This is a genomic window from Variovorax sp. OV084 (assembly GCF_900111625.1).
Lineage (GTDB): Bacteria > Pseudomonadota > Gammaproteobacteria > Burkholderiales > Burkholderiaceae_C > Variovorax.
The window spans coordinates 591720-608481 of record NZ_FOII01000002.1; the positions used below are offsets into that span (position 1 = coordinate 591720).

At 66.1% G+C, this 16762-nt stretch carries 15 protein-coding genes; all 15 read right to left on the minus strand.

The window, feature by feature from the left end; translation table 11 throughout:
* Positions 1–831 carry a hypothetical protein gene (locus BMW87_RS09105; RefSeq protein ID WP_093075866.1) on the minus strand — a complete coding sequence of 277 codons (831 nt, stop codon included), beginning with the start codon at positions 829–831 and terminating at the stop codon, positions 1–3.
* A 35-nt stretch (positions 832–866) separates the two neighbouring features.
* The gene (hisD, locus tag BMW87_RS09110; protein WP_093075868.1) at positions 867–2189 is read right to left on the minus strand and encodes a histidinol dehydrogenase; all 1323 of its coding nucleotides are present in this window, start codon (positions 2187–2189) and stop codon (positions 867–869) included.
* Positions 2190–2200: 11 nt separating this feature from the next.
* Positions 2201–2842 carry an ATP phosphoribosyltransferase gene (gene hisG, locus BMW87_RS09115; RefSeq protein WP_093048604.1) on the minus strand — a complete coding sequence of 214 codons (642 nt, stop codon included), beginning with the start codon at positions 2840–2842 and terminating at the stop codon, positions 2201–2203.
* A complete protein-coding gene (murA, locus tag BMW87_RS09120) occupies positions 2839–4131 on the minus strand; it encodes a UDP-N-acetylglucosamine 1-carboxyvinyltransferase (RefSeq protein WP_093075869.1) in 1293 nt (430 codons plus the stop codon). The genes hisG and murA overlap by 4 nt, the downstream gene beginning before the upstream one ends.
* Before the next feature lie 41 nt (positions 4132–4172).
* Positions 4173–4415 carry a BolA family protein gene (locus BMW87_RS09125; protein ID WP_093048598.1) on the minus strand — a complete coding sequence of 81 codons (243 nt, stop codon included), beginning with the start codon at positions 4413–4415 and terminating at the stop codon, positions 4173–4175.
* A gap of 22 nt (positions 4416–4437) precedes the next feature.
* Positions 4438–5193: an ABC transporter permease gene (locus BMW87_RS09130; RefSeq protein WP_093076078.1), complete on the minus strand. Its 756-nt coding sequence runs from the start codon at positions 5191–5193 to the stop codon at positions 4438–4440.
* A gap of 5 nt (positions 5194–5198) precedes the next feature.
* Positions 5199–6146, minus strand: a complete 948-nt coding sequence (locus tag BMW87_RS09135; protein ID WP_093048586.1) for an ABC transporter ATP-binding protein — start codon at positions 6144–6146, stop codon at positions 5199–5201.
* A gap of 33 nt (positions 6147–6179) precedes the next feature.
* The gene (locus BMW87_RS09140) at positions 6180–6455 is read right to left on the minus strand and encodes an STAS domain-containing protein (protein WP_093075871.1); all 276 of its coding nucleotides are present in this window, start codon (positions 6453–6455) and stop codon (positions 6180–6182) included.
* A gap of 13 nt (positions 6456–6468) precedes the next feature.
* The gene (locus tag BMW87_RS09145; RefSeq protein ID WP_093048580.1) at positions 6469–7125 is read right to left on the minus strand and encodes an MlaC/ttg2D family ABC transporter substrate-binding protein; all 657 of its coding nucleotides are present in this window, start codon (positions 7123–7125) and stop codon (positions 6469–6471) included.
* A 156-nt stretch (positions 7126–7281) separates the two neighbouring features.
* Positions 7282–8019: an MlaA family lipoprotein gene (locus BMW87_RS09150; protein WP_176928689.1), complete on the minus strand. Its 738-nt coding sequence runs from the start codon at positions 8017–8019 to the stop codon at positions 7282–7284.
* A 26-nt stretch (positions 8020–8045) separates the two neighbouring features.
* Complete coding sequence (mlaD, locus tag BMW87_RS09155; protein WP_093048574.1) at positions 8046–8534, minus strand: outer membrane lipid asymmetry maintenance protein MlaD; 489 nt, start codon at positions 8532–8534, stop codon at positions 8046–8048.
* Between the two features lie 40 nt (positions 8535–8574).
* Positions 8575–9357 (minus strand): lipid asymmetry maintenance ABC transporter permease subunit MlaE, encoded by a 783-nt coding sequence (mlaE, locus tag BMW87_RS09160; RefSeq protein WP_093048571.1) that lies wholly within the window; start codon positions 9355–9357, stop codon positions 8575–8577.
* Positions 9354–10184, minus strand: coding sequence for an ABC transporter ATP-binding protein (locus BMW87_RS09165; RefSeq protein WP_256216705.1), 831 nt, complete (start codon positions 10182–10184; stop codon positions 9354–9356). The genes mlaE and BMW87_RS09165 overlap by 4 nt, the downstream gene beginning before the upstream one ends.
* A gap of 100 nt (positions 10185–10284) precedes the next feature.
* A complete protein-coding gene (locus BMW87_RS09170) occupies positions 10285–11763 on the minus strand; it encodes a glutamate synthase subunit beta (RefSeq protein ID WP_093075874.1) in 1479 nt (492 codons plus the stop codon).
* Between the two features lie 170 nt (positions 11764–11933).
* On the minus strand, positions 11934–16688 hold the full coding sequence (locus tag BMW87_RS09175; RefSeq protein WP_093048563.1) for a glutamate synthase-related protein: 4755 nt from the start codon (positions 16686–16688) through the stop codon (positions 11934–11936).
* Positions 16689–16762 lie beyond the last annotated feature (74 nt).

Consider the following 16762-nt stretch of genomic DNA (forward strand, 5'->3'; position numbering starts at 1 on the left):
TCACTTGCGGTAGCGCGGCGGCGGCGCGTAGGCGCCGTCGGCCGGGAAGGCGCTGGGCTGCGACGGGGTCGTGTCGCGGCGCTGGCGGCGCGGTGCGTCGCGCTCTTCGAGTTCGAACAGCGCGGCGCCGATCACGCCGATGTTGCGCACGTCGCCCGCTTCGGTGTTCGCTGCGTAAGCACGGCCGGGCGCTGAAAAGCGGAAGGCCGCGACCTCGTTCTCGCTCTTGCGAAAGCCTTCGATGGTCAGCGCCTGCAGCGGACGCAGCACGTAGCCGCCGTTGCGCAGGCTGCCGGGCTTGCCGTTGAGCACGTCGAGGCCGTCGACCGTGGCGATCACCTCGTAGCTGCGCTCGCTGAGGTTGCGAAAGCGCAGCGTGTAGCGCGAGCCCTGCACGCCGGCGAGGCGGAACATGTCTTCGCCGCCACTGCCCCGGCGGGCGCGCTGCAGCGGCAACGGGCGGCTGTCTTCGCCGAGCACCGACCATTCGACGTCGCCATCGGCCAGCATCAGGCTCAGGCGGCTCTCAGGATTGCTGCCCACGGAGCGGCGCACGGCAGAGGCCTCGTTGTAGCCCAGCGAGGCCACGTCGTCCGGCTGGTCGGACAGGCGCTTGGTGATGACCGTGCGGGTCTTCGATTCGAGGCCCTCGCCCCACTGCGTGCCGAGTTGCGGGGCAGGCGCTGCCGGCGCGGCGCTGGGCGTAGCGCTGACGGCAGCCGACGTGCGCGGCGCCTGCGGCATCTGGCTGCAGGCGGCCAGCAGTGCGGCGCCCGCAACGAGGCTCGTGGCGAATCGAAAAAGACGTGAATGACGGAGACGATCGATCATCTTGCTTGCTCCTCCCGGTGACCGGTTGTTTGAGCTCAGATCTTACGCAGCCGCATGCGGGCGGCTTCGGCGTGCGCCTGCAGGCCCTCGCCTTCGGCCAGCGTGACGGCGATCGGGCCCAGCACCTGGGCGCCAGCCTCGCTGACCTCGATCAGGCTGGAGCGCTTCTGGAAGTCGTACACGCCCAGCGGGCTGGAGAAGCGCGCCGTGCCGCTGGTGGGCAGCACGTGGTTCGGGCCGGCGCAGTAGTCGCCCAGGCTTTCGCTGGTGAAGGCGCCCAGGAAGATCGCGCCGGCGTGGCGCAGCAGCGGCTCCCAGCGGTTCGGTTCGCTGCTGCTGACTTCCAGATGCTCGGGGGCGATGCGGTTGCTGATCTCGCAAGCCTCTTCCATGCTCTTCGTGTGGATCAGCGCGCCGCGGCCGTTGAGCGAGGCGGCGATGATTTCTGCGCGCGGCATGGCCGGCAGCAGGCGATCGATCTCGGCCTGCACGCGGTCGATGTAGGCGGCGTCGGGACACAGCAGGATGCTCTGGGCCAGCTCGTCGTGCTCGGCCTGGCTGAACAGGTCCATGGCCACCCACTCGGGCGGCGTGGTGCCGTCGGCCAGCACCAAAATTTCGCTCGGGCCGGCGATCATGTCGATGCCCACAGTGCCGAACACGCGGCGCTTGGCGGCCGCCACGTAGGCATTGCCAGGGCCGGTGATCTTGTCGACGGCAGGAATGGTGGCAGTGCCGTAGGCCAGCGCGGCCACGGCCTGCGCGCCGCCGATGGTGAAGCCGCGCGTCACGCCGGCCACGTAGGCGGCGGCGAGCACGAGCTGGTTCTTCTCGCCCTTCGGCGTCGGCACGACCATGATGATTTCGCCGACACCCGCGACGTGCGCCGGAATGGCGTTCATCAGCACGCTCGACGGATAGGCGGCCTTGCCGCCCGGCACATAGATGCCGACGCGATCGAGCGGCGTGACCTTCTGGCCGAGCAGCGTGCCGTCTGCATCGCGGTAGCTCCAGCTTTCGCCGCTGGCCTTCTTCTGTGCTTCGTGATAGCTGCGCACGCGGCGCGCGGCGGCTTCGAGCGCGTCGCGCTGGGCGGCCGGCAGAGACTCGAAGGCGGCCTTCAGTTCGGCCTGCGTCAGCTCAAGCTCGGGCAGCGTCTTCGCATCGAGCTTGTCGAAGCGATTCGTGTATTCGAGCACCGCGTCGTCACCGCGCTTCTGCACGTCGGCGAGGATGTCGGCCACAACCTTCTCGATGGCCGCGTCGTCGTCCGCGGACCAATGCAGCCGCGCCTTGAATTCAGCGTCGAAGCTGGCTGAAGTCGTGGACAGACGGGCGGGGGCTGCTTTCAGAGTCATGTGCTTGAGGTTCAGGCGGTGGGAATGGCTGACGCAAACGCGTCGACGATGCGGCGGATCGGCTCGCGCTTGAGCTTGAGCGCGGCCTGGTTCACCACGAGGCGCGCGCTGATGTCCATGATGCGCTCCACCTCGACGAGGTGGTTGGCCTTGAGCGTGTTGCCGGTCGAGACCAGGTCGACGATGGCGTCGGCCAGGCCCGTGAGCGGTGCCAGCTCCATGCTGCCGTAGAGCTTGATCAGGTCGACGTGCACGCCCTTGCTGGCGAAGAAGTCGCGCGCGAGGCCCACGTACTTGGTGGCCACGCGCAGGCGCGAGCCCTGCTTCACGGCCGAGGCGTAGTCGTAGTCGGCGCGCACGGCCACGCTGAGGCGGCAGGCGGCGATGCGCAGATCGAGCGGCTGGTACAGGCCCTGGTTGCCGTGCTCGAGCAGCACGTCGAGGCCGGTCACGCCGAGGTCGGCGCCGCCGTACTGCACGTAGGTGGGCACGTCGGAGGCGCGCACCAGCACCACGCGCACGTCGGGGCGGGTGGTTTCGAGAATCAGCTTGCGCGACTTCTCGGGGTCTTCGGTGACCTCGATGCCGGCGGCGGCCAGCAAGGGCATCGTCTCTTCGAAGATGCGGCCTTTGGAGAGGGCTAGCGTGATCATGCGGCGGCAGCTCCGGTCAGTCGTTCGATGTCGGCGCCCAGGCCGCGCAGCTTGGACTCCATGCGGTCGTAGCCCCGGTCGAGGTGGTAGATGCGATCGACCAGCGTCTCGCCCTCGGCCACGAGGCCGGCGATGACCAGGCTGGCCGAGGCGCGCAGGTCGGTGGCCATCACGGTAGCGCCAGAGAGCTGCTGCACGCCCTCGACCATCGCCACCTTGCCCTCGACGTGGATGCGTGCGCCCAGGCGCACCATCTCGTTCACGTGCATGAAGCGGTTCTCGAAGATGGTCTCGGTGACCATCGAGGCGCCACGCGCGATCACGTTCAGGGCCATGAACTGGGCCTGCATATCGGTCGGGAAACCCGGGTACTCGGTGGTGCTGAAGCTCTGCGCCTTCAGGTGTTCGTAGGCGGGGCCCTTGGAGCTGATGCGCACGCCGTCTTTTTCGGAGGCGACGGTGCAGCCCGCGTCGCGCAGCTTGTCGATCACGGCGTCGAGGTGGTCGCCGCGCGCATGGCGCAGGAAGGCCTCGCCGCCCGTGGCAGCTACGGCGCACAGGAAAGTGCCGGCCTCGATGCGGTCGGCCACCACGGCGTGCTCGCAGCCGTGCAGCTTCTCGACGCCCTGGATGCGGATGTGGCTGGTGCCGTGGCCTTCGATCTTCGCGCCCATGCGGATCAGCATTTCGGCGAGATCGACGATCTCGGGCTCCTGCGCGGCGTTTTCGAGCAGCGTTTCGCCCTCGGCCAGCGCGGCTGCCATGAGGAAATTCTCGGTGCCGGTGACGGTGACCATGTCGGTCAGGATGCGCGCGCCCTTCAGGCGGGTGCGGCCTTCGGGCAGGCGCGCGACCATGTAGCCGTGCTCGACCACGATCTCTGCGCCCATGGCTTGCAGGCCCTTGATGTGCTGGTCGACCGGCCGCGAGCCGATGGCGCAGCCGCCCGGCAGCGACACCCTGGCATGGCCGAAGCGCGCCAGCAGCGGGCCCAGGGCCAGCACGGAGGCGCGCATGGTCTTGACCAGCTCGTAGGGCGCCTCGGGGTTGCCGAGGTCGCCGGCATTCAGGCGGACCGTGCCGTTGTCGTTGCGCTCGGCCGTCACGCCCATGTTGCGCACCAGCTTGAGCATGGTCGACACGTCCTGCAGGCGCGGCACGTTGTGCAGCGTCACGGGCTGGTCGGTCAGCAGCGCCGCGCACAGCTCGGGCAGCGCGGCGTTCTTGGCGCCGGAAATGAGTACTTCGCCGCGGAGCTCTCGCCCGCCGCGAATCAGAAGTTTGTCCATCGAAGTTCCAGCGAAGTCAGGAGGCCACGAGGGGCCGGGAGTTATTTTTCCACTGCCGCCCATTCGGCCGGCGTGTAGGTCTTCATCGAAAGCGCGTGCACCTCGTCGGTGTGCATTTTCGCACCGAGGGTGGCGTAGACCCGCTGATGGCGCTGGATCGAGCGCTTGCCCTCGAATTCGGCCGAGACGATGGTGGCGTACCAATGTCGGCCATCGCCCTCGAGCGTGATGTGCTCGCACGGGAGATGGGACTGGATCAGGGCCTGGAGTTGTTCGGCGGTCATGGGGTGTGGGAAGAGGCTTTGTTCAGCCCCGGATTTTGTAGCCGATGCGAAGCAGGTGGACGGCAATCGCGCTCACCGCCAGCCAGGCGGTGCCGACGATGCCCAGGCTCAGCCAGGGCGAGGCGTCGCTTACGCCGAAGAAGCCGTAGCGGAAGCCGTCGATCATGTAGAAGAACGGGTTCAGGTGGCTCACGCTTTGCCAGAACGGCGGCAGCGAGCCGATCGAATAGAACACGCCCGACAGGAAGGTCATGGGCATGATCAGGAAGTTCTGGAACACCGCCATCTGGTCGAACTTCTCGGCCCAGAGACCGGCGATGAGGCCAAGCGTTCCCAGCATGGCCGAGCCCAGCAGCGCGAACACGATGATCCAGACCGGCGCAACGAAACTCGGCTGCGCGAACAGCACCGTGACGACGAACACGCCCAGCCCCACGGCCAGCCCGCGGATGACGGACGAGCCCACGTAGGCGAAGAACCAACCCCAGTGCGACAGCGGCGTGAGCAGCACGAAGACCAGGTTGCCCATGATCTTGCTCTGGATGATCGACGACGAGCTGTTGGCAAAGGCGTTCTGCAGCACGCTCATCATCACGAGGCCAGGCACCAGGAAGGCCGTGTAGCCGACCGTGCCGTAGACCTTCACGTGGTCTTCGAGCACGTGGCCGAACACCATCAGGTACAGCAGCGCGGTGAGCACCGGCGCCCCCACGGTCTGGAAGCCGACCTTCCAGAAGCGCAGCGTCTCCTTGTAGAGCAGCGCGCGCCAACCGGTCACGGCCATCATCGCGCCACCTCCAGCGGGGTTTGCTCACCGGCCATCAGGTCGATGAACACGTCTTCCAGGTCGGCCTTGCGCATTTCCACGTCTTCCACCGCGACGCCGGCTTCGCGGATCGCGGCCAGCAGTTGTTCGACTTCATGGGCGTTCTGCGCCGGCAGTTGCACGATGCGCCCGGTGATGCGCGCATGCTGGGCAATGGCCCAGGGCAGCATGGCGTCGGTCTTGAAGCGCAGCACGTTGCTCGCGGCCGATTTCAGCAGTTCGCTGGTGCGGTCGAGTGCGATCACGCGGCCCTGCTTGAGCATCGCGATGCGGCTGCACAGCGCCTCGGCCTCTTCGAGGTAGTGGGTGGTGAGCAGCACGGTGCTGCCCTGCTTGTTGAGCCGGGCGACGAACTGCCAGAGCGTCTGGCGCAGTTCGACGTCGACACCGGCAGTGGGCTCGTCGAGCACGATCACCGGCGGCTTGTGCACCAGCGCCTGCGCCACCAGCACCCGACGCTTCATGCCGCCCGAAAGCTGGCGCATGTTGGCCGTGGCCTTGTCTGCGAGGCCCAGGCTTTGCAGCAGCTCGTCGATCCAGGCCTCGTTGTTCTTGATGCCGAAGTAGCCCGACTGGATGCGCAGCGATTCGCGCACGTTGAAGAAGGGGTCGAACACCAGCTCCTGCGGCACGATGCCGAGCTGGCGGCGCGCCTGTGCAAAGTCGCGCTGCACGTCGAAGCCATGGACGCTGATGGCGCCGGCCGTGGGCCGCGACAGGCCCGCGAGCATGCTGATCAGGGTGGTCTTGCCCGCGCCGTTCGGGCCGAGCAGGCCGAAGAACTCGCCCGGTTCGATCTGGAAGCTGACCTCGTCGACGGCCTTGAGCCCTGGCTTGCCCTGGGCTTTTTGCTGTCTGGAGGGGGGGTAGGTCTTTGAGACCGATTGAAATGAAATCGCGGGCATGGGAGCCCGCGATTTTAAGGGGCCGTTACTTTTTCAGGGCGCGGCGGGCAAAAGGCCCGCAATGCCATACAGCGCCGCGAGTTCGCGCAAACGAGGCGACAGGCCCTTGACGGAGAAGCCGCGGCCCAGTGCGCTCGACTCGCGCCGGCATTCGAGCAGCACGGCCAGCGCCGAAGAATCGAACTGGGCCAGTGCGGTCGCGTCGACCACGGTGGACGACGAGTCGCCCTGGCCTTTCAGCCCCTGCTGCAGCATGCGCATGCAGGCGGGGGCCTCGTCGTGGGTGAGTCGGGTGGGCAGGACCAGCATCGCGTGCGCCCGGTCAGCCCTTGCCGTTGCCCTTGTTGCGCGCGGCCAGCGCGGCGATCAGGCCGTCGATGCCGCTCTTGTTGATTTCCTGCGCGAACTGGGTGCGGTAGGTGTCGACCAGCCACACGCCCAGCACATTCAGGTTGTAGACCTTCCAGCCGGCGCCCTGGCCGGGGGTCTTTTCGAGGCGGTAGTCGAGCTGCACCGGATCGCCGCGGCCTTGGACCTCGGTGCGCACCAGCACGTCCTTGTCGTCGGGCGAGCCGCGGAACGGGCGGATGGTGACGGTCTGGTCGGTCACCTGGTCGAGCGCGCCGGCATAAGTGCGCACCAGCAGCGCCTTGAACTCGTCCTGCAGTCGTTTTTGCTGTTCGGGTGTTGCAGTGCGCCAGGCCGGGCCGACTGCCGAGGCCGTCATGCGCTGGAAGTTGACGTTGGGCATGATCTTGCTGTCGACCAGCAGCATGATCTTGTTGACGTCGCCCGACTTGATGGACGAGTCGGCCTTGATCGTTTCGAGCACGTCGGTCGAGAGGCGCTTGACGAGCGCATCAGGCGCTTCATCGGCGGCACGGGCGGGCTGGACGAAGGCGACAGCCGCACCGAACAGCAGGGCGCCGGCCAGCACCAGGCGGCCGAGATCGCGACGTTGCAAGGTCTTGTTGTTCATGAAGAGTCCCTCATTCAAGTTTGAAAATCTGCAGGCACCCGAAAAAACCGGGTGCTGAGACAGGAACGGATTCGAGCCCCCTGGGGCCGACCGGGTTCCTGTCCGGGAGGTGAAGCCTTGCAACCGGATGCAAGCCGCGCCCCCTCCTCTTGCGGCTTACTTGTCGCTGCCACCACCGTCACTGCCACCGCCGTCGTCCGGCGGGTTGCCGTCGTAGACCTGGCTGCGGCGGCGCTGCAGGAACGCATCGCGCGTGAACGAATACTTGTCGAGCGCCGCATCGCCGAGCAGGCGGCTTGCGCGCAGGTATTGCGAGCGCGTGTCGACGATGCGCAGCACCGTCAGCGAATTGCGCCAGGGGATGTCTTCCACATGGCCCAGCGGGTCGCCGTACATGTCGAGCGGCTTGGCCGCGGTGTCGCGCAGTGTCGAGGAGCCCAGCAGCGGCAGCACGACGTACGGACCCGGGCCCACGCCCCAGTAGCCCAGCGTCTGGCCGAAGTCTTCCTCGTGGCGGGGAATGCCGGCCTCGGTCGCAACGTCCAGCAGGCCGCCGAGCCCGAAGAAGGTGTTGACGTTCAGGCGCATGAAGGTCTCGGCGCTGTTCTGCAGCTTGAGCTGGGCCACGTTGTTGGCCAGGCTCCAGACATCGCCGATGTTGCCGAAGAAGTTGTTCACGCCGGTGCGCACCATCGAAGGCAGCGCCTTCTGGTAGGCCGTGGCCACGGGAACGAGCACTGCGTCGTCAACGGTGTCGTTGAAGCGCGAGACCCCGCGGTTGAACGGCTCGAGAGGGTCGGCCGGATTGGCGTTGGGTCCGGTGGCGCAACCGGCCACCAGTGCAAAAAAAGCTGCGGCGCCCACCCAACGGGCGCGAATTGCTACGTTATTCATAGCAGAAGACAAAAAAGATCGTGTTTTCATTTCTTGTTGGCTGTTCCAGGCGTCGAATTGCCTTCGGCTGCCTTGCTGTACAGAAACTGGCTGATCAGGTTTTCAAGCACCACGGCCGATTGGGTCGAGGTGATGGTGTCGCCGGCCTGCAAGTTCTTGTCCTCGGCGCCCGCCTCGATCCCGATGTACTGCTCGCCGAGCAGGCCACTGGTCAGGATCTTGAGCGAACTGTCCTTGGGAAAACTGTAGCGGTTTTGCAAAGCCAGCGTGACGTCGGCCTGAAAGGACTTGTCGTTGAAGGAGATGGACTCCACGCGGCCGACCACAACCCCCGCGCTCTTCACAGCGGTTTGCGGCTTGAGCCCGCCGATGTTGTCGAAGCGCGCGGTCACCGAATAGGTCTTCTGGAAATTCAGGCTCAGCAGGTTGGCCGACTGCAGCGCGAGAAACAGCAGCGCCGCAGCGCCGATCAGGACGAACAGGCCGACCCAGATGTCGTTGTTGGAACGTTGCATGGTTTGACTCTCTGTCTAGAACGATGGAGGCCGAGCCTCTTTAGATACTGAACATCATGGCGGTGAGCAGGAAGTCCAGCCCCAGCACCGCCAGCGATGCCGACACCACGGTTCGCGTGGTCGCACGCGACACGCCTTCGGGCGTGGGCTGGGCCTCATAGCCCTGCAGCAGCGCAATGAAGGTCACGGTGAAACCGAAGACGATGCTCTTGATGACGCCGTTGCCGACGTCGCGCCACACGTCGACGCCGCCCTGCATCTGGCCCCAGAACGCGCCCGGGTCCACGCCCAGCATCAGCACGCCCACCACGTAGCCGCCCATGATGCCGACCGCGCTGAACACCGCCGCCAGCAGCGGCATGGTGATGACGCCGGCCCAGAAGCGCGGCGCGAGGATGCGCTGCACCGGGTCGACCGCCATCATCTCCATGGCGCTCAGCTGCTCGTCGGCCTTCATGAGACCGATCTCCGCGGTGAGCGACGTGCCTGCGCGCCCGGTGAACAGCAAGGCCGCCACCACGGGCCCGAGCTCGCGCACCAGGCTCAGCGTGACCAGCAGACCGAGCGCTTCGGAAGAACCGTAGCGCTGCAGCGCGTAGTACATCTGCAGCCCGAGCACGAAGCCCACGAACAGCCCCGACACGCCGATGATCGCGAGCGAGTAGTTGCCCAAAAAATGGATCTGGTCACGCACCAGCCCGAAGCGGCGCATGATCTGCGCGCCCGGGCCGACCAGGCGCATGAACAGCTTCGCGCCATAGCCCAGGTTGGCCAGATGGCGGCGCACGCCGAAGCCGACGTCGGCAGGCTTCCACCAGCTCATGAGCGCCCTCCTTCGACATTGCCGAAGTCGTCCTCGATGCTGACGCCCGGGTAATGGAAACGCACTGGCCCGTCGGGCAACGCATTGACGAACTGATGGACCAGCGGGTCGGCGCTGTGGCGCACTTCGTCGGGCGTGCCCTGTGCAGCGATGCCGCCGTTGGCCAGGATGATCACGTGGTCGGCGATGCGGAAGGTTTCTTCGAGATCGTGCGACACGATGATGCTGGTGAGCCCCAGCGTGTCGTTGAGCTGGCGGATCAGGCGCGCGGCGGTGCCGAGCGAGATCGGGTCGAGCCCCGCGAAAGGCTCGTCGTACATCACGAGGTCGGGGTCGAGCGCAATGGCACGCGCCAGCGCCACGCGCCGCGCCATGCCGCCCGACACCTCGCTGGGCATCAGGTCGCGGGCACCGCGCAGGCCGACGGCGTCGAGCTTCATGAGCACCACGTCGCGTACCAGCGCTTCGGAGAGTTGTGTGTGCTCGCGCAGCGGAAACGCCACGTTGTCGAACACGGTCATGTCGGTGAACAGCGCGCCGAACTGAAAGAGCATGCCCATGCGGCGCCGCGCCGCGTAGAGCGCGGTTGCATCGAACTTGCCGACATCGTGGCCGTCGAAGAGCACCTCGCCGCGCTGGGCCTTCTGCTGCCCGCCGATAAGGCGCAGCACGGTGGTCTTGCCACCGCCCGATGCCCCCATCAGGGCCGTTACCTTGCCTCGCGGCACGGAGAACGAAACGCCGTCGAGGATGGCGCGTGCACCATAGCCGAACTTGACGTCGCGGAACTCTACGAAGGGATGTGGCAGTGGTGCGGCTGGGTCCATCTCAATAAAAAAGCCGGGGCGCTTTTTCAAGCATCCCGGCATGCGGTTTGACGCGGATGATAACGGGGCCGTGACCGGCCCCGCGAAATTGAAACAAAATTCAGCGCGGCAGGTCGCTGAACCCCATCAGGAACTCATCCACCGAGCGCGCGGCCTGGCGGCCTTCACGAATGGCCCACACCACCAGCGACTGTCCGCGGCGGATGTCGCCGGCAGCAAAAACCTTCGGAATGTTGGTGACATAGCCGCCGATGAAGTCGACCGTGGCCTTGGCGTTGCCGCGGGCATCCTTCTCCACGCCGAAGGCGTCGAGCACGGTGGCAACGGGGCTGATGAAGCCCATCGCGAGCAGCACCAGGTCGGCCTTGAGGATCTGCTCGCTGCCGGCCACTTCCTGCATCTTGCCGTCCTTCCATTCGACGCGAACGGTCTTCAGGCCGGTGACCTTGCCCTTTTCGCCGATGAATTCCTTGGTGGAAATCGCGAACTCGCGCTCGCAGCCCTCTTCATGGCTGGAGCTGGTGCGCAGCTTGATCGGCCAGTACGGCCAGGTCAGCGGGCGGTTTTCTTCCTCGGGCGGCTGGGGCATCAGCTCGAACTGCGTGACGCTGACCGCGCCATGGCGGTTGCTGGTGCCCACGCAGTCGGAGCCGGTGTCGCCACCGCCGATGACGATCACGTGCTTGCCGTCGGCGCGCAACTGGCCCTTGACCTTGTCGCCCGCGTTGACGCGGTTTTGCTGTGGCAGGAACTCCATCGCGAAATGAATGCCGTCGAGGTCGCGGCCGGGCACCGGCAGGTCGCGCGATTGCTCTGCACCGCCCGTGAGCAGCACGGCATCGAATTCTTTCTGCAGTTGCTCGGGCGTGACGGTTTCCTTGGCCAGGTTCGTGACCTTGGAGCCCTTGCCCAGCGGGTCCTTCGCGGCGCCGACCATCACGCCGGTGCGGAAGGTCACGCCTTCAGCCTTCATCTGCTCGACGCGGCGGTCGATGTGCGACTTCTCCATCTTGAAGTCGGGGATGCCGTAGCGCAGCAGGCCGCCGATGCGGTCGTTCTTCTCGAACAGCGTCACGTCATGGCCGGCGCGCGCGAGTTGCTGCGCAGCCGCCATGCCGGCCGGGCCCGAACCCACCACCGCCACCTTCTTGCCGGTCTTGTGCTTGGCGACGCGCGGCGCCACCCAGCCTTCGTCCCAGGCGCGGTCGATGATCGCGTGCTCCAGCGACTTGATGCCGACCGCGTCGTCGTTCACGTTGAGCACGCAGGCTGCCTCGCAGGGCGCGGGGCAGATACGGCCGGTGAACTCGGGGAAGTTGTTGGTCGAGTCGAGCACCGCGAAGGCGTTTTGCCAGTCGTTGCGGTACACGAGGTCGTTGAAGTCCGGAATGATGTTGTTGACCGGGCAGCCGCTGTTGCAGAACGGCGTGCCGCAGTCCATGCAGCGCGCGCCCTGCACCTTGGCCTGTTCGGTGTCCAGGCCGACGACGAATTCCCTGTAGTGCTTGACGCGCTCTTCGATGGGCTTGTAGCCCTCTTCGACACGCTCATGCTCCATGAAGCCGGTGATCTTTCCCATCGTGATTCCTTTACACCCCCGTTGCTTGCTCACTGCGTGTAGCCGCCTCCCCCCTCAAGGGGGCAACACCAGCGGCCCGGCAAAGCCGGTTCCGCGGTGTTCCCCGAAGGGGCTGTGACTGTTTCACGCGCTGCATGCCGTACAGGGATTCATTCTGTTTTGGTTGATCTTCAAGCTGCGGCCGGGGCCGTTTGCGGTGCGGGGGCCAGCGCGTGCGGCTCGAGGCCGATGTGCGCGTTGTTGCCGCTGCTGGTGAGTTCGACCTTGCGGTCGTGCAGCTCGGCCAGCGCGCGCTTGTATTCGTTCGGGAACACCTTCACGAACTTCGTGCGCGACACGGCCCAGTTGTCGAGCAGCTCGCGTGCGCGCTTGCTGCCGGTCCAGCGGTGGTGCTCTTCGAGCAGCTTCTTCAGCTGCGCTTCGTCGGTGACGCCGCCGTGCCAGATCTTGCGATGCACGCTCGCGGTCTGCTCGGCCGAGGTCAGCACCTTGTCGAGCGACACCATCGAAAGGTTGCAGCGCGTGGCGAACTGGCCGTCTTCGTCGTAGACGAAAGCAACGCCGCCGCTCATGCCGGCCGCGAAGTTGCGGCCCGTCTTGCCGAGCACGGCCACCGTGCCGCCGGTCATGTATTCGCAGCCGTGGTCGCCGGTGCCTTCGATGACCGCCGTGGCACCCGACAGGCGCACCGCAAAACGCTCGCCGGCCACGCCGCACAGGTAGGCCTCGCCGGTGGTCGCACCGTACAGCGCGGTGTTGCCGACGATGGTGTTGCGCACCGCTTCGCCGCGGAAGTCGAGGCTGGGGCGAACCACCACGCGGCCGCCCGAGAGGCCCTTGCCGGTGTAGTCGTTGGCGTCGCCGATCAGGTACAGCGTGATGCCGCGCGCCAGGAAGGCGCCGAACGACTGGCCGCCCGTGCCTTCGAGCTGGATGCGGATCGAGTCGTCGGGCAGGCCCTGCGGATGCACCTTGGTCAGCGCGCCCGAGAGCATGGCGCCCACCGAGCGGTTGACGTTGCGCGCCACCTCGATGAACTGCACCTTCTCGCCCTTGTCGATGGCGGGACGCGACTTCTCGATGAGCTTGACGTCCAGTGCCTTGTCGAGGCCGTGGTCCTGGTTCTCGACATGGAAGCGCGGCACGTCGGCCGGCACGTTCGGCAGTGCGAACAGGCGGCTGAAGTCCAGGCCCGAAGCCTTCCAGTGCTCGATGCCCTTGCGCATGTCGAGCAGGTCGGCGCGGCCGATCAGGTCGTCGAACTTGCGGATGCCGAGCTGGGCCATGATCTGGCGCACTTCTTCCGCAACGAAGAAGAAGTAGTTGACGACGTGCTCGGGCTTGCCCGAGAACTTCTTGCGCAGCACCGGGTCTTGCGTGGCCACGCCCACCGGGCAGGTGTTCAGGTGGCACTTGCGCATCATGATGCAGCCCTCGACCACCAGCGGCGCGGTCGCAAAGCCGAACTCGTCGGCGCCCAGCAGCGCGCCGATGGCGACGTCGCGGCCGGTCTTCATCTGGCCGTCGGCCTGCACGCGGATGCGGCTGCGCAGGCGGTTGAGCACCAGCGTCTGCTGCGTTTCGGCCAGGCCGATTTCCCACGGGCTGCCAGCGTGCTTGATCGACGACCAGGGCGAGGCGCCCGTGCCGCCGTCATGGCCGGCGATCACGACGTGGTCGCTCTTGCACTTGGCCACGCCGGCTGCGATGGTGCCGACGCCGATCTCGCTCACCAGCTTCACGCTGATGCTGGCGTGCGGCGCGGTGTTCTTCAGGTCGTGAATGAGCTGCGCCAGGTCTTCGATCGAGTAGATGTCGTGGTGCGGCGGCGGCGAGATGAGGCCCACACCCGGCACGGCATAGCGCTGCTTGCCGATGTACTCGGTGACCTTGCCGCCCGGGAGCTGGCCGCCCTCGCCCGGCTTGGCGCCCTGCGCCATCTTGATCTGGATCTGGTCGGCCGAATGCAGGTACTCGGCCGTGACGCCGAAGCGGCCCGATGCCACCTGCTTGATGCGCGAACGCAGCGAGTCGCCGTCCTTCAGCGGCAGGTCGACCTCGACGTTCTCGGCACCGATCACACTCTTGAGCGTGTCGCCCAGCTTGATCGGGATGCCCTTGAGCTCGTTGCGGTAGCGCGCCGGGTCCTCACCGCCTTCGCCGGTGTTGCTCTTGCCGCCGATGCGGTTCATGGCAATGGCGAGCGTGGAGTGCGCCTCGGTGCTGATCGAGCCGAGCGACATCGCGCCGGTAGCGAAGCGCTTGACGATGTCAGCGGCCGACTCGACTTCGTCCACCGGAATGGCCTTGGCCGGATCGATCTTGAACTCGAACAGGCCGCGCAGCGTGAGGTGGCGGCGGTTCTGGTCGTTGATGAGCTGCGCGTATTCCTTGTACGTGTTCCAGTTGTTGGAGCGCGTGCTGTGCTGCAGCTTGGCGATGGCGTCGGGCGTCCACATGTGCTCTTCGCCGCGCGTGCGCCAAGCGTATTCGCCGCCGGCGTCGAGCATGTTGGAGAGCACCGGGTCGTCGCCGAAAGCGGCCTTGTGCATGCGGATGGCTTCTTCGGCGATCTCGAAGACGCCGATGCCTTCCACGCGGCTGGCGGTGCCGGTGAAGTACTTGTTCACCGTCTCGCTGTTCAGGCCGATGGCTTCGAACAGCTGCGCGCCGCAATAGCTCATGTAGGTGCTGACACCCATCTTCGACATGATCTTCGACAGACCCTTGCCGATGGCCTTGACGTAGTTGTAGACCGCCTTGTCGGCGCTCAGGTCGCCCGGCAGGTCGGCGTGCATGGCCGCCAGCGTTTCCATGGCGAGGTAGGGGTGCACGGCTTCGGCGCCGTAGCCCGCCAGCACGCCGAAGTGATGCACTTCGCGCGCCGACCCGGTTTCGACGACGAGGCCGGCGGTGGTGCGCAGGCCTTCGCGAACGAGGTACTGGTGCACGGCCGACAGGGCCAGCACGGCGGGAATGGCCACCTGCGTCGGACTCACGCCGCGGTCGCTCACGATCAGGATGTTGTGGCCGCCCTTGATGGCGTCCACCGCTTCGGCGCACAGCGAGGCCAGCTTGGCCTCGACGCCTTCGTCGCCCCAGGCGAGCGGATAGGTGATGTCGAGCGCGTAGCTCTTGAACTTGCCCTGCGTGTACTTGCCGATGTCGCGCAGCTTCGCCATGTCGGCGAAGTCGAGGATCGGCTGGCTCACTTCGAGCCGCATCGGCGGGTTGACCTGGTTGATGTCCAGCAGGTTGGGCTTGGGGCCGATGAAGGACACCAGCGACATCACGATGGCTTCGCGGATCGGGTCGATCGGCGGGTTCGTCACCTGCGCGAACAGCTGCTTGAAGTAGTTGTACAGCGGCTTGTTCTTGCTCGAGAGCACGGCCAGCGGGCTGTCGTTGCCCATGGAGCCGATGCCTTCTTCGCCGGCCTGGGCCATCGGGCTCATCAGGAACTTGATGTCTTCCTGGGTGTAGCCGAAGGCCTGCTGGCGGTCGAGCAGCGCGACCTGGCTCAGCGGCGCGGAGACCGGCTCGGCCTTCACGCTGTCGAGCTTGATGCGCAGGTTCTCGATCCACTGCTTGTAGGGCTTGCTGTTGGCGAGGGTGGCCTTGACCTCCTCGTCGTCGATCATGCGGCCCTGCTCCAGGTCGATCAGGAACATCTTGCCGGGCTGCAGGCGCCACTTGCGCACGATCTTCTGCTCGGGCACGGGCAGCACGCCGGACTCAGACGCCATGATGACCAGGTCGTCGTCGGTCACGCAGTAGCGCGAGGGGCGCAGGCCGTTGCGGTCGAGCGTGGCGCCGATCTGGCGGCCGTCGGTGAAGACGATGGAAGCAGGGCCGTCCCACGGCTCGAGCATGGCGGCGTGGTATTCATAGAACGCGCGGCGGCGCGGGTCCATGGTGGCGTGCTGTTCCCAGGGCTCGGGAATCATCATCATCACGGCCTGGCTGATGGGGTAGCCGGCCATCGTCAGCAGCTCGAGGCAGTTGTCGAAGGTGGCGGTGTCGGACTGGCCGGCGAAGCTGATGGGGTACAGCTTCTGCAGGTCGGCGCCCAGAACCGGCGACGACATCACGCCTTCGCGGGCCTTCATCCAGTTGTAGTTGCCCTTGACCGTGTTGATTTCGCCGTTGTGGGCGACGTAGCGGTACGGGTGGGCCAGCGGCCACTCGGGGAAGGTGTTGGTCGAGAAACGCTGGTGCACCAGGCCCAGGGCCGAGACGCAGCGCTTGTCCTGCAGGTCGAGGTAGTAGGTACCGACCTGGTCGGCCAGCAGCAGGCCCTTGTAGACCACAGTGCGGCTCGACATGCTGGGAACGTAGTATTCCTTGCTGTGCTTGAGCTTCAGGCGCTGGATGTTGGCGCTGGCGGTCTTGCGGATCACGTAGAGCTTGCGCTCCAGCGCGTCCTGCACGATCACGTCGTTGCCGCGGCCGATGAAGACCTGGCGCAGCAGCGGTTCCTTTTCGCGCACGGTGGGCGACATGGGCATGTCGCGGTTGACCGGCACATCGCGCCAGCCGAGCAGCACCTGGCCTTCGGCCTTGATGGCGCGTTCCATCTCTTGTTCGCAGGCTTCGCGCGAGGCGTGTTCCTTCGGCAGGAAGATCATGCCGACGCCGTACTCGCCCGGCGGGGGCAGCGTGACGCCCTGCTTCGCCATTTCTTCGCGGTACAGGTGGTCGGGCAGCTGGATCAGGATGCCGGCGCCGTCGCCCATCAGCTTGTCAGCGCCCACGGCGCCGCGATGGTCGAGGTTTTCGAGGATCTTCAAGCCCTGCAGCACGATGGCATGGCTTTTTTCGCCCTTGATGTGTGCAACGAAGCCGACGCCGCAGGCATCGTGCTCGTCGGCACCGGAATACAGACCGTGTTCTTGGAGATGTTGAATCTCGGCAGCCGTCGTCATGGGCGCGCTCCTTCAGTTTTCGCAGGGAAAGGGAGCATATTGCGATGCACAAAGAATGCCAAACACTTTAATAG